Raw genomic sequence first — 25,092 nt, 5'->3', positions numbered from 1 at the left:
AGATTTCGTCTCGAGACCAACTCCTGTCATGCCCCTGCCGCTCCCCCCATCATCCATCTCCCAATGGTGTCTTCGTTCATGTCTTTCCCACTGAGGCTGGCGTCGATACGGCCTTCAAACATCACGAGAATCCGGTCTGAGAGCGCCAGCAGCTCGGTGAGGTCGGACGAGACCACCAGAATGGCCCGGCCCTTGTCCCGTTCGGCGATCAGGGTCTTGTGGATGAATTCGATCGCCCCGACGTCCACGCCCCGTGTCGGCTCTTCGATGACGATCAGCGGCGACCCGTGCTCGATTTCGCGCGCGATGACGACCTTCTGCATGTTGCCGCCCGACAGCGATCCGATCGGCACGTCTTCCGAGGCGGCCTTCACCTTGAATTGCTCGATGAGCCTGCGGGCCTGCGCGCGGATCGCCTGCTTCTTCAAAAACCCGTAGCTCGACACCGCGGCCGTTCGATGCGTGCCGAAGGCAATGTTTTCGGCGATCGAAGCGGCCGGTGCCGTGCCCGTCAGGTGACGATCTTCCGGCACGTATGAAATGCCGACGGCGCGGCGTTCGGCGATCGAAAGCCCCGCAACGTTCCGCCCTGCGATGACGACCTCGCCGGTCGAAGCCTCAAGCCCGGTCACGGCCGAAATCAACTGCGGCTGCCCGTTTCCCGAAACGCCGGCGATCCCGACGATTTCGCCCGGCCGCACATCGAATGTGACGTCGTTTACCACGGCCACGCCGCCCTTTCGCACCGACAGGTTCCGGACAGAGAGCATCGGCTGCGCGGTCGAAGTGACCTTGGCGGCGACCGTCGGTGGCACGTTGCGCCCGACCATCGCGCGGATGATCTCCGCCTCGTTGGTCTGCCGGGTCGTCAGCGCGCCCGAGACCCTGCCGTCACGCATGACCGTGATCTCGTCGGTGACTGCAATGACCTCGGGGATCTTGTGCGTCACCAGGATGAGGGCCATGCCCTGGCTTGCCAGATGGCGCATCGCCACAAAGAGACTGTCGCGCTCCTGCGGCGTAAGCACCGCCGTCGGCTCGTCGAGGATCAGTACCTTTGCCTGGCGCGAAAGCGCCTTCAGGATCTCGAGACGCTGGCGAATGCCCACCGCCAGATCACGCACGCGGCTGTCGGGATTAATCTCCAGGCCGTGTTTTTCCCCGAGCTGCCGCACGACATCGCGCGCGGCAGCTGCGGAAACAAACGGCCCCTTTCCCGGTTCGTTCTGGAACACCAGGTTCTCCCAAACGGTCAGGTCGGGAAACTGCCTGAACGTCTGGTGGACCATGCCGACACCGGCAGCGATAGCACCGAGCGGGCTTGCGAAGTCCATCGTCTTGCCATCGATCCGGATCTCGCCGGCATCCGGCTTGAGCAACCCATACAGGATGTTCATCAGGGTCGATTTTCCGGCCCCGTTTTCTCCCATCAAGGCATGGATTTCGCCGCTTTTGACCGAAAGGTCGATCCCGTCATTGGCAACGAGACTGCCAAATCGCTTCGAGATGCCCTTCATCTGGAGCAAGGTCATTGCTTCAGCTCCCGGACCGCTATTGGGCCATGGGGTCAGGCACGGTGATGGCGCCCGACACGATCTTTGCCTGGATCTCGGTCAGCTTGCCGATGACATCAGGCGCCTTGGCGATCATGCAGCCGGACGCAGCCAGGTCCTCGGACATGGCAACGAGTTCGAGCCCGCCTTCCGCCAGACCGAAGCTCTCGACAGGCTTAGCCGTGCCTTTCAGGATGCCGTCAATGGTTGCGGGAAGAACGACGTCCACGCGCTTGAGCGTGCTGTCGAGTATCGCGCCGGGCGCATCGCCGCATTGGTTGACGTCGAGGCCGATCGCCATCGCTCCCGGCTTTTCCGCCACCGCCTTGAACACGCCGCCGTTGCTGCCGGCCGCGACCGCGTAGATGCGGTCTGCACCGTTGGAGAGCTGCAGGACTGCCTGGGTCTGTGCCCGCACCGGATCCTGGAAGGGATTGTCCCCGCCGATCCACGCCGTCGGCAGCACGTTGATGTCGGGGTTGGCAGCCTTGGCGCCGAGTTCGTAGGAATCCGTGTAGCGATGCAGGAACGGAATATCGAGCGCACCGATCACGGCCACCGTCTTGCTCTGTGACGTCAGGGCAGCTTCGGCCCCGGCGAGATAGGCGATTTCCTGTTCGCGGAACACCGCGCAATAGACATTCTCCGGTGCTTCCGGAATACAGGTGTCGATGATTACGAACTTCGTTTCCGGGTTTTCCGGTGCCAGATCGGCAATAATGTCACCGAACTCGAAGCCCATGACCGTGACGATCGGGGCGCCCATGTCGATGGCGGCCTGAACGTTCTGACGGCGGGTCGACGGATCCGTGCCCTCGAATATGCGCGCTTTCGCCCCTTGAGCCTCGGCGGCCTTTTCGATCCCCGTCTTGCCGAGACCGAGGAACTTGTTCACGCCGATGCGGCTCGGTGTCACCAGGACATAGGACGTGTCGTCGGCCCTGGCGGACGCTGTCGTCGCCGCAATGGCGAGCAAGGAACCGAGGCAGATATGCAGGAATTTGCTGGTAGTCGTCATCTTGGACTCCATGAGCAAGTGTGTCGCGATGGTGGAACGCTGCGGACGCCGGTTCGCCGGCGCACCGATCAGTACGGCGTGTCGCCACCGTCGGCGTTGATCGCCTGACCGCGAATGATGATCGCGTCGTCGCTGAGCAGGAACGAAATCGTCCGCGCCACTTCGACCGGGTCGATATGACGACGCAACTGCGAGCTGACGAGCTGCTTGAAGACCTCGTCGGGCGCCTGCTTGACCAGGTCGCCATAGGCGACAGCAACCTCACGCAACATGTCCGTTGCCATGCCGCCGGGGCAGACGCAGTTGACGTTAATATCCTGCGGCGCAAGCACTTCGGACAGAACCCGGGTGAAATTGATCATGGCCGCCTTGCTGGCGCTGTAGGCCAGCGATTGCGTATGGCCCTTCTTGCCGGCCTCCGAAGCGACATTGACGATCGCTCCCTTGATGCCCTTGGCAATCATTGCCTTGGAAACGAGCCTGGCTGCCTCGAACGCACCGTAGACGTTGATGGAGAAGATGCGCTCCCAATCGCTCCAGGGCGTTTCGAGCGGATCGACATGGCGAACGATCGCCGCGCAGTTTACCAGCCCGTCGATTGCCCCGAGGCGCGCTTCGGCTTCCTTGATCGCGGCTGCGATCGAGCCTGCATCGGCCAAGTCGACGACGACGCCGGACAGCGCCTTGCGGTCATGTCCCAGGCTCGCGATCGCCTCTTCCAGGGCTTGCGCACGGACATCGCCGATGACGACCGAGGCACCCTCGGCAACGAGCAATCCTGCAGCCGCCTTGCCGGCGCCGCCCGCACCGCCAAGCACCAGGTAGCGCTTGTTTGCATGCGAGCGCGTCGGTGCAACCTGCCTCACGGCCAACGGGGCATGCTCGCCCCTCGTGGCAAAGGAACCCATGTATCCTCCCTTTGAGCCTCCGCTTGGAAACTCTTCCTCTCTGTTCTCCGGGAACCACGTTGCTCCAGTCACGGGGATCTGACAAAGTCCACTTGTCGAGAAGTGGATCACAAATGAACAGGATTTCTCCCGCCCGCATCGGCCGGCTTATCGGCAACTGGCGAACCTCAGACGGCAAGGTCAGCGAGCAACTCAGCTTTTCGATCGGCAGATTGATTACGGCAAGGGAGTTGCCCGTCGGCGGTGTCCTGCCGTCGGAACGGGCGTTGGCGACGGCGCTTGCGGTCAGTCGCGGGACGGTCGTGGCGGCCTATGGCTCGCTGCGGGACGCAGGCGTGCTGGACAGCCGCCATGGCAGCGGCCACCGCATCGTTGCCGCCGCGGCGCCATCGGGGGCGGCGCACACGCGCCTGGCCGGCGAGATCCGGGCGCTGCCACAGGACATCGACATGACGAGCGGCGCCCTGCAGCCGTCACCCATCCTGACCGAAATGCTGGCGGCGTTGAAAGGGGCGGACCTTGCCAGTGTGGCAGCAGGCCTCGGCTACGACGCCTCCGGCCTGCCGGCGTTGCGCTGGGCCATCGCGCGTTATTACGCGGACCTTGGGTTGCCGACGCATCCGGACAACATCCTGATTACCAGTGGCGCGCAGCAGGCCGTCTGGTTGCTCGCCAATGCGATGGTGGATGCGTCGGACGCGGTGGTGGTCGAAGACCCTGTCTATCGCGGTTCGCTCGAAGCCTACCGCCGCCGCAACGCGCGGATCGTTCCGATCGCGGTGACCGACGAGGGCCTTGATATCGGCCAATTGGAGAAGGCGCTCAAGAACCGCCCGAGGCTGCTTTATCTCTTTCCCGAGGCGCACAATCCGACCGGTCGTTCGCTCAGCGATCAGAGCCGGCGTGAGCTCCTCGACCTCCTCGAGCGCTATCCGACGTTTCTGATCGAGGACGGCGCGCAGAACGAGCTTTCGACCATCGCCGGACGAACACCGCGCCCTGTGGCGGGACAGGCCAATCCAGAGCTTGTTGCAACCATCGGCACGCTTTCGAAGCTGTTCTGGGGCGGCCTGCGCATCGGCTGGATCCGTGCCGCGCCGCCGGTCGTGAAGCGCCTGGCGAGCTTCAAGGCGGTCAACGATCTCGGCTGCTCGATGTTCGATCAGCACCTGGCCGTCGGCCTGCTCGAAAACATTCGCGAGGCGCGGGTCTATCGTCACCGCGAGATTTCCGAGCATCTGGAGGCGGCAGAAAGGATCATCGCCGATCATGCGCCGGGCCACTGGCATTGGTCGCGTCCCTCGGGAGGGACTGCGATGTGGATCCACATGCCCGGCATCGATGCGGTGGCCTTGTGCCAGGAAGCACAACGCCACCGCCTGTTCCTGTCTGCCGGACCCGGCTATTCCGCGCGGGAAAATTTCGGCGACGTCATACGCCTGCCCTTTGTCCGCCCGCTGCAAACCATGCAGTTCGCAATCGAAACCATCTGCAGCCTGGCAGGCGGAAAATCCGCCGGCTAGGCGCAGCCACGCTTCGCTATTGTTCCAGGTTCACGTAGGAATCCGGGAAAAAGCGCGGCGTGCACAGGCAATAGAACTCAAGATCGACCGAGCCTGTGTTTTCGATACGTTGCGCCGCACCGGCCGGTATCACCGCCTGATCGCCGACGCGAAGCTTCTGCTTGACGCCATCAACCTCCAGAATGCCCTCGCCCTGGCGAAGAACGTAGCGCTCGATCACCCCGGTGAGGCTGTGCAGTTGCGTGGTAACCCCGACCTCTACGCGGGCGACTGCAAGCGACGCTTCGGGCGACGCGTCGCAATTGTGCAGTTCGGTGATGTAGCACCGTTCATCCGTCCAGAATTCTCCCTGACCGTTTGCAAATACGATCCCGCCTTTGTCGACAACCACGGCATTCCTCCTTCTTGTTGCGGACTGAACAGAACGGGGAACACCTGGATCGACAAGGACCACTTTTTATAAAGTGGTCCAGGAACCATATTGTCTCGCAGATCTTGGGGCAGACGGCCCTGCCGGACCCTTTGGCCTCATACGCCCAAAATGCGCTGGCGGACGATCGGTGTTGTTGGCCGATATCGTGTGCTGCGCCAGTTTAGTTCACACCATATCGCCCTGGTATCGGTTGAGCGGGAGATCCATCCCGGTCGCCATGCGATGGATTTGTGTCATGGCGGGTTCGAAGATCGCATTGCGGCGCTCAAGCTCGGCATGTTCGGCAAGATAGGCCGGTACGAGTTCGGAAATCTCATCGAGCACGGCCTGTTCATCCACCGTGGTCAGACGACCATCCTGCATCACAACCCGTCCGGCAACCATGACCGTCTCGATCGAGGATCCATTTTCCGAATAGACAAGGTGCTTGGCGATATCGTTGAGAGGCTGGAAGGGATAGTTGCGCATGTTCAGGACCAGGAGATCGGCCGATTTGCCGACTTCGAGGGAGCCGGTCACCTGCTCCAGCATCGCCGTTTTCGCGCCGCCGATGGTCGCCATGGCGAGAATCTCGTCCGCCTTCAGCCATCTCTCATAGTCGGTGCCGGCAGCACTATGTACGAGACCGGCGACACGCATGACGTCGAAGATGCGCGATGTATCGTTCGACGAAACGCCATCGGTGCCGAGGCCAACGGTGACGCCGGCATCGAGCAGGCGGCGGATCGGCGCGATGCCGGCGCCAAGCTTCAGGTTCGAGACGGCATTATGAGCGATGGAGACGCCCGCCTGTCCCATGAGCTCGATGTCGTCGTCGCTCACCCATACCGAGTGTGCGATGGTCGTATTGCGCTTTAGAAGCCCAAGGTCGTGCATGTAGGCGATCAGCGACTTGCCGTGTCGAACGAGCCCCGTTACCGCCTGCGTCTTGGTCTCGAGGATGTGCGTGTGGAACGGCACGTGTTTGTCCACCGCCAGGTCCATGCAGGCGGCCATGAGATCCGGCGTGCAGCGCTGCGGCGCCGACGGGGCGATCATGAACCGCAGGCGACCAGACATGCCATGCAGGCTGGAAAAAGCAGCCCGGCAATAATCCGCATAGGCTTCAGCCGACATCGGCGGGCCGAAATCAAGCAGATCCTGCAGCGCCGCGGGCATCACTTCACGGGCGAAAGGCAGCGCGTCGAGCGTATGCACGTTCATCGCGGCGCTTGAGACATTGGCCCGGATGCCGGCATCGTCGTAGGCGCGAAACACGGTGGCAAGCCGATCGAGATCGTGCCGCGGCGGGTCGAAGAAATCGTCACAAAGCGTCGTGACGCCGTTGCGCAGAGATTCCATCGCCAAGAGCAGGCTGCGCAGGTACAGCAAGCGCTCGCCGATCGGGTCATTCATCAGAAGGGGATAGGCATAGAGCAGCCAGACTTCGAGCGGCATGCGCTCATAACGCCCCCGCAGGAATGTCTCGCTGGAATGCGTATGGGCATTGACCAGTCCCGGCATGACCAGCTTGCCGAGCCCATCGAAGATTTGAGCGTCTGGCCCAGCCGCAAGTCCCGACCCGATGGATCTGATCTCGGTGCCTTCGATCAGGATGTCGGCGGCAAATGGCGTTGCGCCGTGAGCGCCGTCCATCGCAACTATTGTCGCATTGCGGATGAGAATTTCGCTCATGACAGCGTCCCGAAAGTTAGTGACCGATCCGATGGTGGCGCCCGTCGCACAGCGTAGCTATTGATCCCTGAGTTCAGCAAAAGAGCTCGCGGCTTTCGCTCCGCCGCGAAGTTTTCCCGAAAGCCAGACGCCGAATACCGTTGCCAGATAGGGCAAGGCCTGCAGGAGGTCGTGCGGGATCCTGTCGCCGAACGTCAACTGCGCCCGGATGCCGATGGCGCCGACGACGGCGAAGAACAGGGCGGCGAAGGTGGCGCCAACCGGATGGGCGGCGCCGAAGATGACCGCCGCAAACGCCATGAAGCCGCGACCGGCCGTCATGCCCTGGGCAAAGAATTGCAGGCTGCCCGCGGCAAGTTCCGCACCGCCAATGGCGCACAGAACGCCACCGATCGAAAGCGCTATGAGCCGCATACGCGAAGGATTGGCGCCGACGCCGCGCGCGGCAAAGGGATGCTCTCCGCAGGCGGCGAGCCGCAGGCCGAAACGGGTTCGTCGCAACAGCACCCACATGGCGAATACGACGAAGGGCATCGCGGCAACGGTGACCGACAGCACGCCATAGGAACCAAAGGCCGGCCCGAGTTTGGGGATGCCGAAGGGAGCCGTCACGGTTGCCTGGGTGCCAAAGATCGACTGGACGGCCAACGCCGTACCGCCGATGCCAAGGCCCGTCAGCCCAAGACCGGCGATAATGGGATTGGCATTCAGCCTGTCGATGACGAACCACAGAAGCACCGAGGCCAAGACGCAGGCTATGATGGCTATCAGGATGGCAGCGCCAACGGACTTGGTGAGCATGATGCCGAGAATTGTTGCGCAGGCACCGATGATCATCAGTCCCTCGAGCCCGAGGTTCCAGACCCCTGCCCGCTGCGCGATCACGCCGGCGAGCGTGACATAGATCAGCGGCGTGCCGGAACGCAGAATGGAGATGATGATCTCGTTCATGTCTTGCGCCCTCCGAGACGCAGCACCTTATCGATGACGGTCGACCTTGCCGTTATGAACAGCGCGATCGCCGCATTGATGATGTCGATCGCCGCCGACGGCAGCCCGGCCATGATCGGCAGATAGAGCGCCGCCGACGCCAGCCCGCCGAAGAACACCGCGGCCACAGCCGTCCCGAGAACGGAGAGGTTGGCGACGAGCGCGATCAGGATCGCCGTGAACCCATGGGCCGGCAGGAAACCGGAGGCGATGCGGCCGTTCGGCCCCATGAACTCGATGGTACCGGCAAGACCCGCAAGCGCACCCGATATCAGGAAACTCGAGAGGCCGAGCTTCCAGAGACGTGCGCCCTGCCACTCCACCATGGTGCCGTTGCGGCCGGCAAGGCTTGCCAGAACCCCGAAGGCGGTCCGGTTGACCAGCAGCCACATCAGGATGCCGACAGCGACCGCAATCACGATGATCGTTGGCGAAAGACCGAGCGAATCCGAGATGCGGTAGGCCGGGTCCAGCGGACGGCTCGATGCCTGCTGACCGGAACCCGAGGGATCCTTGAGCGGCCCCGAAGTGACATAGACGAGCAGCAGGCCTGCCATGAAGTTGCCCATGAGCGTGGTGATAACCTCGTCGGTGCCGGAGCGAAGCCGCAGCAATCCCGGCCAGAGCGCCCAGAGTGCACCGCCGAGAATGCCGGCTAGAAGCAGGGTCGGGATCACGAGGAAGGCGGGCCCGCCTCTTACCGCTTCGGCTGCGAAGGCGGCGCAAATCGCACCGACATAGAACTGCCCCTGGGCACCGATGTTGAAGAATCCCGCGCGGAAGGAGATGCCGACACCGACGGCCGTTATGAACAGCGGCAGTGCCCATCGGAGACTTTGCTCGATCGCCCCGGTCCTGAGAAACGCCCCGTCGAGCACCGCCCAAAGTGTCACCGGCGCATTATAGCCGGCAAGCTGGAACACGAGCGCGCAAAGGATGAGCGCGAACGTCACGAAGATCAGGCTGCGAACGACGGTGATGAGACTGTCTTTCATGCGCTTGCCCCCGCCGCGGCACCGGTCATGGCCGCCCCCACAACGCTTATGTCGAAGGGCGCTTGGAACTCGCCATTCAGGCGTCCCGACAGCATCACCACGACGCGATCCGATATGTCGAAGAGCTCGTCGAGATCCGACGAGATCAAGAGTATGGCCGCGCCACGGTCGCGCGCTTGCCGCAGGGCCTGCCAGACGAAGGCGGTCGCCCCGATGTCGAGGCCGCGTGTCGGCTGGGCCGCAATGATCAGCTTGGCCTCAGGATCGATTTCCCGCGCAAGGATCACCTTTTGCGCGTTGCCGCCCGAAAGCGACCCGGCCCTCTGCCCGGAATTGTTATAGTGGACGCTCCACGCCTTTAGCGACCGGTCGCAAGCTTCGCGGATCGCAGCGGGCCGAATGCCCTTGAGCAAGCTCCCCTGCAACAGTTCGCGCGCGCTCCAGTTTTGCCAGAGGGAGCTCGTGAGGCTGAGGCCCTCCACATTGCGCTCGAAGGGAATGATCCTAAGGCCGATCTTGCGGCGTGCGGCAAGTGGCTGCCAGGTCACGTCATGCCCAGTGAGATTGATCGTTCCGCCTTCGAGATCTGCGAGTGCGGAGATCGCCCGCACGAGGGTTTTCTGCCCATTGCCTTCCACCCCGGCGACGCCGACGATCTCGCCCGGGCGGATCTCGAGGTCGACGGCATCGAGAGCGATACCCCCGCTGTCCGGCCTCGTGGAGACGGCTTTCATCGAAAGGATGGCAGGCCCGACCGCATGCGTGTGCGGATCGGAGTTCCCATGCCCGGTTGGCTTCGTTCCGACCAATGCATCGCGGTCTTGGCCACCGAGCGTCTTGGCTATGGCCTCGCCGACGATGAGGTTGGCCAGCCGCTCACTTGAAACTTCCGCGACCGGCAGCGGCCCTTCAACCTTCCGGCCGCCCCGCAACACCGTGACTGTGTCCGCGATGCCCAGCACCTCGCGGATCTTGTGAAGGATAAGGATGACTGTGACCCCACGTTCCTTAAGGCGGCGAACGCGCGCGAACAGCATGTCGATGCCGGCCGGGGACAGGACCGCCGTTGGCTCGTCGAGAATGAGGACGCGCGCATCCGTGACCAGCGCGCGGGCAATCTCTATCCCCTGCTGTGTCTCGATCGGGAGGTCCCTGATCCGCCGGTTCAGATCGACCTGAACGTCGAGACCCGCAAGATGCCCCCGCCATTTTTCAACGAGACCCTTGCGGCTGAAGACGCCGCCCCTGCCCGTTGCGCCAAACTCCATGGCTTCGGCAACCGTGAAGGACGGCGGCAAGGCAAAGCTCTGGTGGACGAGTTCCACGCCGGCGGCCCGGCTTTCGCTGACCTGCCCCGTCCGGATGTCGTGTCCCATCACATTGACGGCGCCGGAAGTGGGCTGGACCAGGCCGGCCGCCACGCGGGCAAAGGTGGTCTTGCCGGCGCCGTTCTGACCGACAACCGCATGGATTTGCCCCGGCGCGAACGAAGCTGAAACCTCCGACAATGCCGTCACGTCTCCGAATTTGACGGTGACGTTGCGGCACTCCAGAGCCGATTTCGCAGATTTGGACATTGAGCTTCCCATCGAGAGCAGGCGTCGCGGCCGTCAAAAGGGCTAGAACCGGTCCGCGAACCCCAGTGACCTCCCCAAGGGGGAGGCCTTACCGACGTCTTTCGAACGATCGGCGTGGCTCGGCAGCCAGCACCGGGAGATCAAAGGGTGGTGTTGAAAGGCACCTTGATGGATCCATCGAGGATGCCGGCACGAACCTTGTCGACCTCTACCAGCGCTTCCTTCGCCCTGGCGTTCAGATCCACCGGCCCCTGCTCGGCAAAGACCGGCGAGAGAATGAAGTCGATGACGCCCGTGCCGAGACCCGTATGCTCGTGCACGCCACCCTTCCAGTCGGGCCCGACCGCCTTGCCGGCCTCGTTGTAGAGCGAGATGCCGAAGTCGAGGCTGACGATCGAGATCAGCGATTTCGGGCCGAGTTCATACTGCCCCGGCGCAAGGCAGCTCACCATGCGGCCTTCCTTCTCATTCGCAGCGGCAATGATGCCGCCGTCGGTGGCAGCCGCATCGGTCTGGATGTAGTCGATGCCGTCATTGTACATCTGGGTCGCAATTTCCTGCCCCTTTGCCGGGTCCTGGAACGAACCCGCGAAGGCAGCGATGACCGTGGCATCCGGTCGAATGGATTGCACGCCGGCCTTGAACGCGTTGAAATCTGCGTTGAGCGGCGGAATGGAAACGCCGCCGATGAAGCCAGTCTTGCCGGTCGAGGTCATCTTGGCCGCGAAGACACCCGAGAGATAGCAACCGAGATAGTAGTCGTAGGAGACGGTCACCACATTCGGGATTGCCGGCTCGAAGGGATCGGCGAACAGCTGGATCCACTTGGTATTCGGGTAGGAAGGTGCGAGCGCCTTGAAGGGCTCGGCCACTTCGTTGAAGGTCGAGACGATGATCGCCGCGCCGGCGTCGCCGAGCGTGCGGTAGACAGTCTCATAGGTTGCAGGGTCCTGCGCGTAAATGGCGCGGTACTCAAAACCCTTTTCTTCCGAAAGCTGCTTGAGCTTGGCGATCATCTGGTCCACCGGACCATTGTCGCCTGCAGCCTGCGTGTGCACCAGGGCGACCAGCCCTCCGGACGCGCGGGCGAACTCCGGGACGATGGTTGCCGCAAAGGCCAGCGCCGCGGCACCCGCGCTCGCCTGCAGGAATGTCCGGCGATGCATCATGTGCTGTGCGCCATTTCCAGTCTTGTCCGTCATGATTGTTCCCTCTTTTTGTCTTGTCGTTTCTCATGCGCATGCCAGGGCGCAGGCAATGCCCTGCGCCGCTTCCCGCCTCAAAGGGGCGGGGAATAGGGGGCCGGGTTCATGATCATCACCTCCTGCTTCTGGATTGCGTCCAGCGCCCAGACTTCGGAGATGAACTTCTGCCAGTCCGGGTCGGCATACATGGCCGTCCGGCGCGCTTCTCGGTCCGCGAGACTGTCGTAGGCCCACATCAAAACCGTGGTGTGGAGCGTGCCCAGTTCCGACACATAGAGACCAACGAACTTGTTCAGATGGCGCTTCTGCACAGGCAAGCCGTCCGCCTCGTACTTCTTCATCCACTTATCGACCGTGCCGGGCTTGAAGGTGTAGGTGCGGTGTTCCAGGATCATCAGGTTACTCCCTATGCGTTCAGGATGAATTCGGCGCATTTCTCGCCGATCATGATGGCTGGCGCGTTGGTGTTGCCGCTTGAGATTACGGGCATGATCGAAGCGTCCGCGACCCGCAGCCCCTCGATGCCGCGCACCTTGAGCCGCGCGTCCACCACAGCCATGCGGTCGTTGCCCATCTTGGCGGTCCCGACCGGATGAAACGTCGTCATCGCGGTCGCCCGCAGCCAGCGGGTCAAAGTGGCATCGTCAAGCGCTTCCGGCCCCGGAGCCAGCTCCTTGCCGCGATAGCGGTCGAAAGCCTTCTGGCCGACGATGTCGCGGGTCAGCCGGATGGCATCGATCATCGTTCGCACGTCGAAATCGTCGCGGAGGTAATTGGCCTGGATCTTCGGCTTGTCCGTCGCGTTCGCCGAGCGCAGCGTGATCTCGCCGCGGCTCACCGGATTGACGGGGCCGACGCGGATCGTGAACCCGTGGTTGGCTTCCACCGCCTGCTTCTTTCGGAACGGATTGGGGAAGTGCAGATTGGCTGTCTTTTCCAGCGCCGGCATGAAATGCAGCTGAATGTCGGGCGCAATCAGGCCATCGTTCGAACGGATGAAGGCACCCGCCTCATAAGGGAACGTCGTGGTGACGCCCTCGCCGAACAGCATGCCCTGGGCAACAGCGGGGATGAGCTTGTCCGCCCGCAGATCGCTGAACAGCGTGATCGGCTCGCGGCATTCCCAGCTCATGACGCAGTCGACATGGTCCTGGAGGTTCTTGCCGACGCCCGGCAGGTCCAGCACCGGCGCGATGCCAAGCGCCCGAAGCTCGTCCGCCGGCCCGATGCCGGAGAGAAGCAACGCCTTTGGCGAATTGACCACGCCTGAGGAGAGGATCACCTCCCGCGCCGCCCGGGCGCGTCCCAGGACGCCATCCTTCAGATACTCGACGCCGCACGCCCTGTCGCCTTCGATGATCAGACGCGTGAGTTCCGCCCTCGTCAGCACAGTGAGGTTCTTACGGCCGAGCGCCGGGCGCAGGAACGCCCACGAAGTGGACCACCGTTTTCCCTTGCGGATGGTGAAGTCGTAGCGGCCAAAGCCTTCTTGCGTCTCTCCGTTGAAGTCGTCGTTGGCCGGGTAACCCGCCTGGATGCCCGCCTCGCAGAACACGTCCATCAGCGGATTGTTGCCGCGTGCCCGGCAGACGGTGAGCTCTCCGTCGCCGCTGTGGAAAGCGTCCTTACGCTCGACATGGGTCTCGGAACGTCGGAATGCCGGAAGCACCTCGTCATAGGACCAGCCGGGCAGCCCGAGCTGCGACCAACGGTCGTAATCATGGCGATTGCCGCGCACGTAGATCATGCCGTTGATGGTGGACGTCCCGCCCAGCACCTTGCCCCGAGGCCAATAGAGCGAGCGGCCATTGAGATGGGGCTCCGGCTCCGTGTGATAATGCCAGTTGTAGATACCCGAATGGAACAGCTTGCCCATCAGCATCGGCAACCGGAACAAGGGGTTGCGATCCTTGCCGCCAGCCTCGATCAAAAGCACGCGGTTTGTCGGATCCTTCGACAGGCGGTTGGCGAGAACACAACCGGCCGAGCCCGCACCAACGATGATGAAATCATATTCCGGGTTACGCGCCATGGGTCACCATGCGATGGGCCGGTCGCCCATCGCCTCCAGATGAGAATTGCTGAGAAGGAAAGGATTTTCCCGGCCGAGCACCTTGTCGGCAAAGGCGGGATGCTCGCGCTGGATATAGGCGACATTGCCCTTGCGCCCTTCGGCAACGCCGGCTTCTGCAAAGATGTCAGCAGCCGCGCCACCGAAGCCGAGGAAGACGATTGGCTTACCGCGCGCCAAAAGCGTTTCGACCACGCGCAGCATCAACGGCCGCCAGAAGGCAAGGTGACCGCGCGACTGGTGCGGATCGATATCGACACGAAAGCGAGAAAGCGTCAGCGACGCATTGAGCAGGAGGACCCCCTCCTTGACCCAACGATCTGCGATCAGGTTCGGCGGCTCGAACGACCCTGCGGGATCGCAAAGCAGATGCCGCACATCCGGCCACCGGCCGAAATCGCGCGCGAGGTCTTCGTCGCCCAGCCGTGCAGCCGCGATCAGCTGCATATAGGCGCGGATGCTCTTTGAGAACATCTTGTCCAGCTCGCCCCACGCCGCCAGGTTGCCCGCCTCGAACGCCCGCCCCGTTGCAAAACCCGGTTCGGGATAAGGATCTTGCCCAAGCACGAGGCAGCGCACGCCATCGGGTGCAATGCCGTCAAACGCCGCGAGCGCATGTGCGCCCCGTGGCTGACCGGGAAAAACCCGGCCGCGGCGCACCGGGAAGATGGGTTCCCACGGTTCGAGATCAAGGTCCGCATCGATGCGGGAGAAATCGTCGCCGACGGCGCCGAGCGCATCGCGCCAAACAGGCGGAAGGTCGTCCTCCCAGCCCGCAAACGTTTCCGCCATTGCCTCCCTCAAGCGCATCGGCATCACGGCTCCTCTTCCGTTCGTTGAAGGTGAGACTAGACAAAAGCTGACCAAAGTGTCAACTTTCAAAAAGATAAAAAATGACGACTCGGTCAAGTTTTTCTGACCATATCGTCAACTTTCCGGCGAAGGTCGATACGCTTGCTTTTCGCTGGAAAACGCGGCAATTGCGAAAGCAGTCCCGCCACCACGCACGATTGCCTGGTGCGAAGCGAGATGGAGGCGAAACCATATGGCAAGGGCAGTACGAGATCCCGAAGAGCGCATCCGCGAACGCAACATGCGGCTCATCATCAAGGCCGGGATCGAAATCTTTGCCCGCAAGGGCTTCGACGGCACGCGCATCGCCGAGATTGCCGAGGCTTCGGGGCTGCCCAAGGCAAATGTCTACTACTACTTCTCGTCCAAGGAAGAGATCTATACCGCCATCATCGCGCATCTCATCGCCAGCTGGGACGATGCGCTGAAATACATCTCGCCGGAGCGGGAGCCGGCAGAAGCGTTCAAGCTCTACATCAAGGCGAAACTCGAATACACGCGCAAGAACATGGCCGAATCCCGGCTCTTTGCCAGCGAGATCATTCAGGGCGCGCGCTTCCTGTCCCGGAAGGATCGCGAGCATATCCGCCAGGTCACGGATGCCCATGTCGCCGTCGTCGAGGGCTGGATCGCCGCCGGCAAGATGCTGCCGGTCGATCCGCGCCATCTTTTCATCATGCTCTGGGCGTCGACGCAGTTTTACTCGGACTTCGAACCTGTCGCCGTCGATGCGCTCAGAAAGCCCCGCTTGAAAGCCGACGACTATGAAAAGGCGGCCGCCACGATCACCGAGACGATCCTGAGAGGCATTCTCCGGCAGCCCTGAGCCGGACCGGCAAGCACCTTACGCAAGCCCTGTCCGTTGCCTTTTCGGCAATCGACATAGCGAATATCTATGCTTCTTCGGCAAGGGAAACTCTGAATAATTGGCCGGGCAAGCAACGCTTCAGAGATCCGCAAGATGGCCTATGTCATTACCGAACCCTGCATCGACATAAAGGATGGCGACTGCACCGCCGCCTGTCCTGTGGACTGCATCTACGAGGGTGGCCGCACCTTCTACATCCACCCCGACGAATGTATCAATTGCGGCCTCTGTCTTTCGATCTGTCCCGTCGATGCCATTGTCTGGGATCAGGAGATACCCGACAGCCAGCGCCATTTCATCGCTGTGAACAAGGAGTTCTTCGGGTCCGACGTCACGGGGATGGGGTCGCCCGGCGGCTGGAGCAAGGAGTCCTCCACGACGCAGGACCATCCGTTCGTTGCCGCCTTCGAGAAGGCAACGGCGACCGCTTAGCAAGTTCGCCCCTTAGCAGACCGGAGGGCGACGCCTACCGCCTTGTCGGCGCGCTCACCAGCCGGCGTAATAGGCCTTTGTTGCCGCGGCCAGCTTGGTCACGCGTCCGCGTTCGGCGGTCAGCCGCGGCAGGTCAGCGCGCGCCTGCTGCAGAAGCTCGGCGCGGGCGGCCTCGAAATCGACCCGGGTCAACCGTCCATCGCACATGATCTCCTGTCCGCCGACATAGAGCGCCTTTGCATGCGCGGCCGTCATCCGCGTGAGCAGCACCTCCGCTTCATCCAGGTCGTTCATCAGGCTGTCGGCAATCAGCGCAGCATAATCCACGAGGACCAGGTCTTCGTTTGCCGGCGCATTCACCACCTTGGCGCCGACATGGATCGCGGCATCGAAGACACGTCCCGGCGTAAAAGCTCGCGTCAAGTCGCGGCCGCCATGCAAAAGATGGGCAAGGCGCAATTCGCGCCAGAGATCCTGGTCGTCGTCAAAGCCCGTTCCGTCGAGGCCAAACGCGAAGGCGGGACCGCTTGCCGGAAGCGCGGCGACCGGTGCAACACCTGACCGCAGGCGCAAGTTCGCCGACGGGTTCGAAACGAGCTGTACGCCGCGCGCAGCCAGCAGTTCCAGCTCGTCCGATCTGAGCTGGACGCCGTGGGCGACGGCAAGGCGGGGCGAGAGGAAGCCGATCTCGTCGAGATATCGGACGACCCCTTGCGGGAAGCGTCGATCCAGCCATTGCCTCTGCCTCGGGCTTTCGAGCAGATGCATGTGAATGCGCCGGCCGGTTGCGTGAGAGGCCTCGGCGATCGCTTCGAGCAGTGTATTGGAACACCATTGCGGCCCGATCGGACCATACTGCACATCGATCAACGGACTTGTATTGGCCGCGGCGACCGCGTCGGCTGCCGAGATCTGCACTGATGGCGACGCATACTTCGGGATCGAGGCGCTGAGATCGTCCCAGTCTGCCGGAGCGAGATACGGCCGCAATCGCTCAGGCCCGCCGTCATAGGCCCACGGATCGTAGTCGAGAAGCGGGCAGGAAAGCGCAAGCCTTATGCCGACCTCGCTCGCCGCCCGCATGACCGCACCGGCCTCGTCGACGAGACGGTCGATGTTCAGAGAATTATGGCAATGCATGGTCCCGCCGACGCCCGTTTGCGCCAACCTCGAGAAGGCCACCAGCGCTTCCAGATAGGGGTCGGTTCGCGGTCGGAGCCGCAGTCCCGGGATCCACACTTCCAGGGCATCGTCGACATTGCCAAAATCAAGTGTGCGGATGCCATAGCCATGGTCATGGGCGTTGACGGGCGGCGGCATCAGCAGAGCACCGGCCGGGACCGCCGTCCATGAGGCGCCCTCAGGCAAATGGTCCAAGAGATTTGGCGCGCGCTCTGCAACCTCGTGGCCAGGTCGCAGGAGAAGCCGCCCGGGAACGGATGCTGCACTCACGGATGAATAGCCTCCATGATCTGGTCGCTGAACTTCTGCAGTTCTGCGCCAACGAATTCGATAACGGCCTCGGCCGCGTGCGTGCGCTGCCGACGTCGCTGCACCAGAATCCCGATATGCAGGTTCTGAAGACGCGAGCCGGAAAGCGGTATGGCGACGAGATCGCCCGACCTGATCTCGGCAAGGAATCCGATCGGCGTGAAGAACGCCACGCCCTGACCGGACAGGATGAATGGCTTGAGCATCATCTGGCTGTTCGAGAGAACAAACGGCCGCCCGGTCCGCTCGAAGACCGAGAGTTCGATTTCGATGAGCGAGCGGATCGGTTGCGTGTCGAGCTGCAGGAGAAGGTCGTACTGGGCGCATTCGGCAAGCGAGACCTGCCGCTGTTTGGCCAGCGGGTGTTCCCGACCAACGAAAGCCATCAGCGGCATCGGTACGCGAAAGAGCATCTCGGTATCGTCAGGCCGGGCGAGATCGAAGGTCATGCCCATATCGACATCGCCTTCGGCGACCAGGCTGCTGATATTGCCGTGACCGGCGGTATGGATGTGGAAGCTCACGCCGGGGTGGATGCTGTGGAACGCGTTGACCATGTCCGGCAGGAACTGGATGGCCAGGCTGTCGAGACAGGACATTTGCACGCGACCGGTCTTTTTCCCCTGCAGGGCGCCGAGGTCGCTGCGCAGCAGTTCGAAATTTTCCAGCGTCACCCTGGCGTGGCGCAACACGTTTTCCCCGGCAACTGTCAGCCGCAAGCCATTCGAGAGCCGCTCGAAGAGCGCTATCCCAAGCTCGTCCTCCAGTTTCTTGATCTGCCGGCTGACCGCCGAGGACGCGACATGAAGCTCCTCGGAGGCCTTGCGAATGGACCCGGATCGCGCGACCGAGACGAAGTATTTCAGGATGCTGGCGTGCATTCGATTGGACCCCTCCTCCCCTGGGCCCCGACCTATAACACGCTCATCGTCCCCTCCAAACGGGCGCGCGCTTCTCCTGAAAAGCGATGACGCCTTCCATCGCGTCCTCGCTGTTCAGCGCCTTGACGAGCGCGGGCGTGCGCAGCCCCTGGGCCTCGGCCGGAGACAGATGCCCGGTGCGATTGACCGTCTGCTTGATGGCGCGCAGCGAGAGCGGCGCACAGGCGACGATCTCCTTCACCCAGCGGGCAACGGCCGCGTCGAGCGCACCCGGTTCGACCAGTTCGTTGACGATGCCGAAGGCATGCATCTCGGCTGCAGAGAACCGGCGGCCGGTCAACAGCACACCCATGGCAAGATTGTGCGGGATCCGGCGCTGGAGAAGCACCATGCCGCCATCGAGCGGCAGGCGCCCGACGCGGGCCTCGGGCAGGCCGAACGCCGCCTCGGTCGAGGCGATGACGATATCGCAGCCGAGCACCATTTCGAACCCGCCACCGAGTGCGTAGCCGTTGACCCTGGCGATAACAGGCACGTCGAGCGAGCGGCGAAACGCCAGTCCCCCGAAGCCGTTCGGGCGGCTTTCGGTCCAGTATTCAAGACCGGTCTTTTCGGCCCCTTTCAGATCCGCCCCGGCGCAGAATGCCCGTTCGCCGGCGCCCGTCAGCACGACGCAGCTGATGTCGTCGCGCGCTTCGATCTCTTGCCAGATCGCCTCCAGTTCGCGTTCGGTTGCAGCATCGACCGCATTCATCCGTTCCGGGCGGTTCAGCGTGACGCTGGCGACGCGATCCTCTACGACGAATGTGACGCTCATGCCGCATCTCCCCGGCGAACGGAAAGCCCCGAAAGGACCTCGTCATTGTGCTCGCCGAGCTTCGGCGGAGCGATGCGCACCGTCACGGTCGCCGCCGACATGTCGATCGGCGAGCCGACCAGCCGGATCGGCCCGGCCTTCGTTTCGCCGGCCTCCAGGATCATGCGGTTGATCGTCGTCTGCTCGTCGTCAAGGGCTTCGGGAAGCGATCGCACCGGTGCGCAGAGAATGTCCACCTGCTCCAGCCGGCCGAGCCAATGGGCGCTGCTGTTCTTCGCAAACGCCTCTCGAAAGACCTGCTGCAATTCCGGGCGGCGCTGCATCTGCGCGTCGAAGTCGGCAAATTGCGGCTGGAGGGACAGGTCTTCGATCTCGAGCGCAGTGCAGATGTCGCGCAGCGGATTCTGCTTGAAGGCGCCGACCATGACGATGGCGCCATCCGTGGTTTCGAATACGCCGGTCAGCGGGAAGGCGCCCCAGTTCAGGTCCTTTTCCCGCATCATGTGCGTGGTGCCTTCCTGCATCTGCATGGCGAGCATGGAGCTGTAGAGGCTGACCGCCACCTGCTGCCCGTGCCCGGTCTTTTCCCGATGCAGCAAGGCGAGCAGAATGCCTTGCACCAGGTGCATGCCGGCCGAGTAGTCGGCAAGCGGCGTCGCGTAGATCGACAGTGGATGGCTGGCATCGGACTTGCGCCGCATGACACCGGAAAGCGCCTGCGCCAGGATGTCCTGCCCGCCCTTGTGTCGGTAGGGACCCTCAAGGCCAAATCCTGTCCCGACAGCGTAGATCAGTCGTGGGTTGGTCCGCTTGAGTTCCTCATAGCCGAAGCCCATGCGCTCCATCACATCAGGGCGGAAATTGTTGACGACCACGTCGGCCGTGTCGATCAGCGCGCGGACGGCCGCCCGTGCCTCGTCCTGCTTGAGGTCGAGCGCGAGGCTCTTCTTGTTGCGGTTGAGCGACGAGAAAACCGGATTGTTGAGGCCATCCGGGTCCGAACCCAGCGACCAGCGCGAGAGGTCGCCGATCTTGGCCTTTTCGACCTTGATGACCTCGGCACCGTAGTCGGCCAGCATCTGCGTGCAGCACGGGCCAAGCATGACCTGGGTAAAATCGACGACGCGGATACCGTCGAGGGGAAGAGACGTCATTCTGCGGCCTCCAGATAGGTTGCATTTTCGGATGGTACGTCGCCGGGATCGGCGCCCTGCGCCCGCAGCTGCTTCTGGATCGCCATGACATCGGCGTCCCGCACCTTGACGCCGGCATTGAGCGCGACGGTGGCGGCAACACCCGCCGCCTCGCCCATCGCCATGCACGGCGGGATCTCGCGGCTCGACTTCTGCGCCTGGATGGTCGCGGAGTAATGCCGGCCCGCGACGATCAACTGATCGACCTCCTTGGGCAGCATGGCCCTATAGGGCGTGTAGTAGTCGCGGCCACGGCACACCGTGTCGGTGAAGTGCTGGCGGTTCATCACGTCGTCCTTGGTGACGACATATTCGCCCTGGAGCAGTCGCGACTGGCGCACGCCCGTCTGCGGCGCGAAGTCGATCACATGGGCATTTTCGAAGCCCGGCAGGTTGGCGCGGGCGAAGTCGAGCAGGCGTGCAATGCGGCCCCGGCCCTCGACTTCCGCATAGGTCAGGTCTTCGACACGGAGGCCGGAGAGCTTCGGCATGTGCGGGCAATTCAGCCAGATGACGCCCGGTAGCGGGGTCTTCAGCCACCAGAACGACCAGCAACCACCGATCAGACGCTTGGCCTCGTGATCGATTGCCTTGAACTTTTCCGGCTCCTCGAATTCGAAGCGCTCGGCGGCTTCAGTGTCGATGCCGCCCCAGCGGGAAACCGTCGTCAGGATGAAATTGCCGTCCGTATGCTGGGCACCGGCATCGGCGGCAACGTCGAGGTCGCCCGAGGCGTCGATGACGACGTCGCCCATGATGGCCTCGCGACCGGATTTCGTCTGGCAGACCACACCCTTGATCGTGCCGTTCTCGACGATCGCCGAGGAAAACCAGCTGTGCGTCCTGAGCTTCACGCCGGATTCGCGAAGAATGTCATAGGAGACGCGCTTGAAGGCGTCCGGATCGAAGGCGGCCGCATAGCAGATCGGGTGCGGCGCAGACGGCGTGTGGAAGTCGAACAGGCCCCAGCGCGCCCATTTTTGCCAGGCCTCCGGCGTATCGCGAATATCGAGCTGGCGGTCGCCATCGGTCGGCGTGACGCAAAGCCCGAGCGTCTTCATCCGTTCGATCATTTCCATGCAGATGCCACGCACGGTGATTTCGACGCCGTTGACCATGTCGTCGAGCACCAGAACCATGCCACCTGCGGCAAGGCCGCCGACATACGGATAGCGTTCGAGCAATGTGACGCTCGCTCCGGTGCGTGCCGCAGAAACCGCGGCGGAGATCCCGGCCGGGCCACCGCCGACGACGACGACGTCCGAGCGGTCGACGATCCGTGCATTGCGCAGGGGTTCTCTGATTGTTTCCATAGTCGTTTCCTCCATAGGGGAAGTGTCCGGCGAAATGTGAGGAGCTCACAGCCAGTGACTTCGTCGTTGACCGGACCCGGGTATCCAGGTCCGGCAGCAAAGGGTTTGGGGGGTCAGTGGTCCGTCGTCGGCTTCCAGCGGACGATCTTCGCTTCCGCGTAGGAGACGGCGAAGAAGAGAACCACGGCAAGCGAGGCCGCAATCACCACCGTCGCATAGAGCAGCGGCGAACGGAAATTGTAGGTCGCCTCGATGATGAGCGCGCCGAGACCGTAGCTCGAGCCAATCCATTCGGCGACGATGGCGCCCATCACGCTGCTGGTTGCCGCAATCTTCAGCGCCGCGAACAGGAAAGGCAGCGAGCCCGGCAGGCGAACCTTCCAGAAAATCTCGGAATTGCTGGCAGACAGGATGCGCATCAGATCGAGCATTGCGGGGCTCGCCGACTTCAGTCCCTGCACCATGTTGACCAGCGTCGGGAAAAAGCAGATCAGGCCGGCGATGATGATCTTCGGCGCAATGCCGTTGCCGACGAGCAGCACCAGGATTGGAGCAAGCGCGATGATCGGGATCGACTTGATGATGACGGCGATCGGATAGAAGGCGCGTTCCGCGAGCGGGCTATAGACGAACCAGACCGCCAGAAGGACGGCAATCACGTTGCCGAAGACGAAGCCGAGAACCGCCTCCATCAGTGTCGGCCAGAAGTTCGTCCAGAGCACGCCGGCGTTTTCGCCGAAGGCCTTGATGACGTCGACCGGCCCGGGCGCCATGAAGGTCGGCACCGAAAAACCCCAGACGACGAGTTGCCACAAAAGGATGCAGCCAAGGATCGCCAGTGTCGCCGGCAGATGCCGCAAGATCGCAGCGGCAAGGCTATCGAGGATTCGGAACCGGTTGCCGTCGGTCAAAGCGCGGCCTTCCGCCGGTGAAGGAAGGGCATTGGCCATCAGCATTCTCCCAAAAGTTTGCGCAGGTGGGCGGTCACCTGGATGAACTCGACCGTGTCGCGCATCGCCAGGGACCGCGGATAGGGGAGGTCGACTTTCATGAATTCTTTGACGCGGCCGGGATGGGCGGCGAGCATCAGCACATGTTGACCGAGGAAGACCGCCTCGGGGATCGAATGGGTGACGAAGAGGATCGTCGTGCCGGTTTCCTGCCAGAGGCGCAGCAACTCTTCGTTGAGCTTGTCGCGCGTGATCTCGTCCAGCGCACCGAAGGGTTCGTCCATCAGGAGAATACGCGGGCGGGTCACCAGCGCGCGGGCGATCGCCACGCGCTGGCGCTGGCCGCCCGACAATTCGTGCGGCATCGACTTTTCACGCCCCTTGAGCCCCACGAGGGCGAGAAGCTCCTCCGGATCGGCATAGGTCGCGCCCGCCTCACGTTTCCCCACCAGCAACGGGAGACGCACATTGTCGATCACATTGCGCCAGGGCAGCAGCGTTGCTTCCTGGAAGACGAAGGCGAAATCGCGTCCCTCGCGCGCCTTGCGCGGCGTCTGGCCATGCACCGACACCGAACCGTCGGTGATGTGCACGAGATCCGCGACCGTACGTAGCAAGGTCGACTTGCCGCAGCCGGATGGGCCGAGCATGGTCACGAGCGAGCCGGCCGGTATCTCGACCGAGACATCCGAGAGTGCGGTAAATCCTGAATCATCCGCGCCAAAGCGAATGTGAAGGTTCTTCACCGACACGGCGGCGTTGCCGACCGAAGCCTGGCCAGGTCTGATGAGCGTTTCCAGCATCGCCTTATCCTACGCTTTTGCGGACATCGGCGGTCGCATCCAGGATCGCCATTGTATAGACGTCGTCGACGTTCGGAACCGGACCTGTGAACTGGCCGAGGTCCGCATAGGTCTTGATCTGCTCCGCCCAGTTTGCCTGGTCCATGCCACCCCAGCCCTCGCTCGCGGTGGTTTCGTTGAACACGAACTTCATCAGCGGCCCGATGGCCTCCAGTTCGCTCGCCTTGTCGAGGTTGGGGTAGGATTCGAGCAGGATGTCGACGGCCTCTTCCTGATGGTCGCGGGCATAACCCCAACCGCGGGCCGAACCGGATACGAAAGCTGCGAGCTGGTCCGCGTGATTTTGCAGCTGGTCGTCGGTGGTATAGTAGACATTGGCATAGAGCCGGATGCCGCCATCCCAGAGCGTCAGATCGACCCTGTCATCCCCGAGCACCTTCAGCGCGTTGACGTTCGTCAGCCAGCCACAGACCGCATCGGCCTGGCCGGTCACCAGCTGGTTCATGTCCGAGCCCATGTTGACGATCTTGACCTGGTCTTCCGAGATCCCGTTCTTGGCGAGCAGCGCGCGCAGTAGGATGACCGAGGTCGGGATCGCGGCGATCGTCTTGCCGATCATGTCCTGAGGCTTGGCGATCGGATTTGCCTTGCGGGAGAAATAGGCGAAGGGATGTTTCTGGTAGCCGGCGGCGAATGCCTTGATCGGCGCGCCGGCCGAACGCGCCAGCATGACGGACGGGCTGGAGGAAATCTGGCCGATGGTCGACTGGCCAACGGCAACGCCCGCAACGCCATCGACATTCGGACCGCCGGGCACGATTTCGAGCTCAATGTTCTGTTCGGCGTAGTAGCCCTTCTTGCGGGCCACGAGCTCTCCGAGAAGCCCGTTCGACGGCAGCCAACCGAGCTGCATGCGGATGGTGGTGGAATCGGCCGCAAGGCCGGGTGAAACATTGATGAGGCTATGGGTGGCAGCGATCGCGCCCATTGCGGCCGCACTCGAAAGGAAACCTCGGCGGTTCATCATTAAACGAGACATATCGTTCCCCTTGCTTGTTATGGGAGCGATGATGATGGAATTTGGCATCTCATAAAGCACAATTTTTAGCGGTTGGTATTGCCGATACGGCAACGCTCGGGCCGACCTTCAGGTTTGCCGTTTCGGCAATGGCGGGGTCGAAAGATTGTTCTTTCTGCCGGCCCCATCGCGTCCGATAAGCGGAGACATAGTCAAAGTGTGAGCGCCGCGGAGGATAGATATGGTGCAGAAAAACCTGATCGATGGGGAATGGATCGCCGGTAGCGAAGCGTTCCGCAACATCAACCCGTCAGACACCAATGACGTGGTCGGCGAATATGCCCGCGCCTCTGCCGATGATGCGCGTGCGGCGATTGCCGCTGCGAAGGCGGCGTTTCCGGCCTGGTCGCGCTCGGGCATCCTCGAGCGCCATGCGATCCTGAGAAAAACCGCCGACGAGATCCTTGCCCGCAAGGACGAACTCGGAAAGCTGTTGTCGCGCGAGGAAGGCAAGACATTGGCCGAAG

The 25,092-nt window shown here is 62.7% G+C and carries 24 protein-coding genes; 4 read left to right on the top strand and 20 right to left on the bottom strand.

Annotated elements, in window-relative coordinates; translation table 11 throughout:
* Positions 1 to 26 precede the first annotated feature (26 nt).
* The 3 genes from L981_RS04880 to L981_RS04870 all read right to left on the bottom strand — a co-directional run bounded on the left by L981_RS04880 (position 27) and on the right by L981_RS04870 (position 3,479).
* Positions 27 to 1,532 carry an ABC transporter ATP-binding protein gene (locus L981_RS04880; protein ID WP_052201599.1) on the bottom strand — a complete coding sequence of 502 codons (1,506 nt, stop codon included), beginning with the start codon at positions 1,530 to 1,532 and terminating at the stop codon, positions 27 to 29.
* Between the two features lie 19 nt (positions 1,533 to 1,551).
* The gene (locus tag L981_RS04875; protein WP_043612438.1) at positions 1,552 to 2,571 is read right to left on the bottom strand and encodes a BMP family ABC transporter substrate-binding protein; all 1,020 of its coding nucleotides are present in this window, start codon (positions 2,569 to 2,571) and stop codon (positions 1,552 to 1,554) included.
* Positions 2,572 to 2,639: 68 nt separating this feature from the next.
* On the bottom strand, positions 2,640 to 3,479 hold the full coding sequence (locus L981_RS04870; protein WP_052201598.1) for an SDR family NAD(P)-dependent oxidoreductase: 840 nt from the start codon (positions 3,477 to 3,479) through the stop codon (positions 2,640 to 2,642).
* 113 nt (positions 3,480 to 3,592) lie between these two features.
* On the opposite strand from L981_RS04870, the gene L981_RS04865 reads away from it, so the two are divergent.
* Positions 3,593 to 5,002: a PLP-dependent aminotransferase family protein gene (locus tag L981_RS04865; RefSeq protein ID WP_043612333.1), complete on the top strand. Its 1,410-nt coding sequence runs from the start codon at positions 3,593 to 3,595 to the stop codon at positions 5,000 to 5,002.
* A gap of 16 nt (positions 5,003 to 5,018) precedes the next feature.
* Here the strand turns inward: L981_RS04865 and L981_RS04860 are convergent, their stop codons facing one another.
* The 9 genes from L981_RS04860 to L981_RS04820 all read right to left on the bottom strand — a co-directional run bounded on the left by L981_RS04860 (position 5,019) and on the right by L981_RS04820 (position 14,739).
* Positions 5,019 to 5,393, bottom strand: coding sequence for a cupin domain-containing protein (locus L981_RS04860; RefSeq protein ID WP_245281576.1), 375 nt, complete (start codon positions 5,391 to 5,393; stop codon positions 5,019 to 5,021).
* Between the two features lie 207 nt (positions 5,394 to 5,600).
* Positions 5,601 to 7,109, bottom strand: a complete 1,509-nt coding sequence (locus L981_RS04855) for an amidohydrolase family protein (protein WP_043612329.1) — start codon at positions 7,107 to 7,109, stop codon at positions 5,601 to 5,603.
* A gap of 57 nt (positions 7,110 to 7,166) precedes the next feature.
* Positions 7,167 to 8,060 carry an ABC transporter permease gene (locus L981_RS04850; protein WP_043612326.1) on the bottom strand — a complete coding sequence of 298 codons (894 nt, stop codon included), beginning with the start codon at positions 8,058 to 8,060 and terminating at the stop codon, positions 7,167 to 7,169.
* Positions 8,057 to 9,094 carry an ABC transporter permease gene (locus tag L981_RS04845; RefSeq protein WP_043612323.1) on the bottom strand — a complete coding sequence of 346 codons (1,038 nt, stop codon included), beginning with the start codon at positions 9,092 to 9,094 and terminating at the stop codon, positions 8,057 to 8,059. The genes L981_RS04850 and L981_RS04845 overlap by 4 nt, the downstream gene beginning before the upstream one ends.
* Positions 9,091 to 10,671, bottom strand: coding sequence for an ABC transporter ATP-binding protein (locus tag L981_RS04840; RefSeq protein ID WP_043612320.1), 1,581 nt, complete (start codon positions 10,669 to 10,671; stop codon positions 9,091 to 9,093). The genes L981_RS04845 and L981_RS04840 overlap by 4 nt, the downstream gene beginning before the upstream one ends.
* Positions 10,672 to 10,811: 140 nt before the next feature.
* Entirely contained in the window at positions 10,812 to 11,837 is a 1,026-nt protein-coding gene (locus L981_RS04835) for a BMP family ABC transporter substrate-binding protein (protein WP_043612434.1), read from the bottom strand.
* Between the two features lie 113 nt (positions 11,838 to 11,950).
* A complete protein-coding gene (locus tag L981_RS04830; RefSeq protein ID WP_043612319.1) occupies positions 11,951 to 12,271 on the bottom strand; it encodes an NIPSNAP family protein in 321 nt (106 codons plus the stop codon).
* Between the two features lie 11 nt (positions 12,272 to 12,282).
* A complete protein-coding gene (locus tag L981_RS04825) occupies positions 12,283 to 13,908 on the bottom strand; it encodes a GMC family oxidoreductase (RefSeq protein WP_043612317.1) in 1,626 nt (541 codons plus the stop codon).
* A gap of 3 nt (positions 13,909 to 13,911) precedes the next feature.
* Entirely contained in the window at positions 13,912 to 14,739 is an 828-nt protein-coding gene (locus L981_RS04820) for a hypothetical protein (RefSeq protein ID WP_043612315.1), read from the bottom strand.
* Positions 14,740 to 14,992: 253 nt separating this feature from the next.
* Here L981_RS04820 and L981_RS04815 point away from each other — a divergent pair, with 253 nt between their 5' ends.
* Together L981_RS04815 and fdxA are read left to right on the top strand one after the other, a co-directional pair.
* Positions 14,993 to 15,625, top strand: coding sequence for a TetR family transcriptional regulator C-terminal domain-containing protein (locus tag L981_RS04815; protein ID WP_043612313.1), 633 nt, complete (start codon positions 14,993 to 14,995; stop codon positions 15,623 to 15,625).
* Positions 15,626 to 15,760: 135 nt separating this feature from the next.
* Entirely contained in the window at positions 15,761 to 16,099 is a 339-nt protein-coding gene (gene fdxA / locus L981_RS04810) for a ferredoxin (protein WP_043612311.1), read from the top strand.
* Positions 16,100 to 16,153: 54 nt separating this feature from the next.
* On the opposite strand, the gene L981_RS04805 is transcribed toward fdxA, so the two are convergent.
* From L981_RS04805 to L981_RS04770, 8 genes are all read right to left on the bottom strand, one after another.
* The gene (locus L981_RS04805; RefSeq protein ID WP_043612309.1) at positions 16,154 to 17,551 is read right to left on the bottom strand and encodes an amidohydrolase family protein; all 1,398 of its coding nucleotides are present in this window, start codon (positions 17,549 to 17,551) and stop codon (positions 16,154 to 16,156) included.
* Positions 17,548 to 18,471 (bottom strand): LysR family transcriptional regulator, encoded by a 924-nt coding sequence (locus tag L981_RS04800; RefSeq protein WP_043612307.1) that lies wholly within the window; start codon positions 18,469 to 18,471, stop codon positions 17,548 to 17,550. Before L981_RS04800 ends, L981_RS04805 begins: the two co-directional genes overlap by 4 nt.
* A gap of 43 nt (positions 18,472 to 18,514) precedes the next feature.
* A complete protein-coding gene (locus tag L981_RS04795; RefSeq protein ID WP_043612305.1) occupies positions 18,515 to 19,288 on the bottom strand; it encodes an enoyl-CoA hydratase-related protein in 774 nt (257 codons plus the stop codon).
* Positions 19,285 to 20,442 carry a CaiB/BaiF CoA-transferase family protein gene (locus L981_RS04790; protein ID WP_043612303.1) on the bottom strand — a complete coding sequence of 386 codons (1,158 nt, stop codon included), beginning with the start codon at positions 20,440 to 20,442 and terminating at the stop codon, positions 19,285 to 19,287. The genes L981_RS04795 and L981_RS04790 overlap by 4 nt, the downstream gene beginning before the upstream one ends.
* Positions 20,439 to 21,794: an FAD-dependent oxidoreductase gene (locus L981_RS04785; RefSeq protein ID WP_043612301.1), complete on the bottom strand. Its 1,356-nt coding sequence runs from the start codon at positions 21,792 to 21,794 to the stop codon at positions 20,439 to 20,441. Before L981_RS04785 ends, L981_RS04790 begins: the two co-directional genes overlap by 4 nt.
* A gap of 113 nt (positions 21,795 to 21,907) precedes the next feature.
* Positions 21,908 to 22,744 (bottom strand): ABC transporter permease, encoded by an 837-nt coding sequence (locus tag L981_RS04780; protein WP_043612299.1) that lies wholly within the window; start codon positions 22,742 to 22,744, stop codon positions 21,908 to 21,910.
* Positions 22,744 to 23,547: an ABC transporter ATP-binding protein gene (locus L981_RS04775; RefSeq protein ID WP_043612297.1), complete on the bottom strand. Its 804-nt coding sequence runs from the start codon at positions 23,545 to 23,547 to the stop codon at positions 22,744 to 22,746. Before L981_RS04775 ends, L981_RS04780 begins: the two co-directional genes overlap by 1 nt.
* A 4-nt stretch (positions 23,548 to 23,551) precedes the next feature.
* Complete coding sequence (locus L981_RS04770) at positions 23,552 to 24,586, bottom strand: ABC transporter substrate-binding protein (protein ID WP_043612295.1); 1,035 nt, start codon at positions 24,584 to 24,586, stop codon at positions 23,552 to 23,554.
* Positions 24,587 to 24,806: 220 nt separating this feature from the next.
* Between L981_RS04770 and L981_RS04765 the strand changes: the two genes are divergently transcribed.
* A partial coding sequence (locus tag L981_RS04765; RefSeq protein ID WP_043612293.1) for an aldehyde dehydrogenase family protein occupies positions 24,807 to 25,092 on the top strand: 286 nt, incomplete at its 3' end.

Source organism: Ensifer sp. ZNC0028 (assembly GCF_000799055.1).
GTDB lineage: Bacteria > Pseudomonadota > Alphaproteobacteria > Rhizobiales > Rhizobiaceae > Ensifer.
The sequence above is the reverse complement of the archived record's forward strand: the minus strand, read 5'-3'. Positions and strand labels throughout refer to the sequence as shown.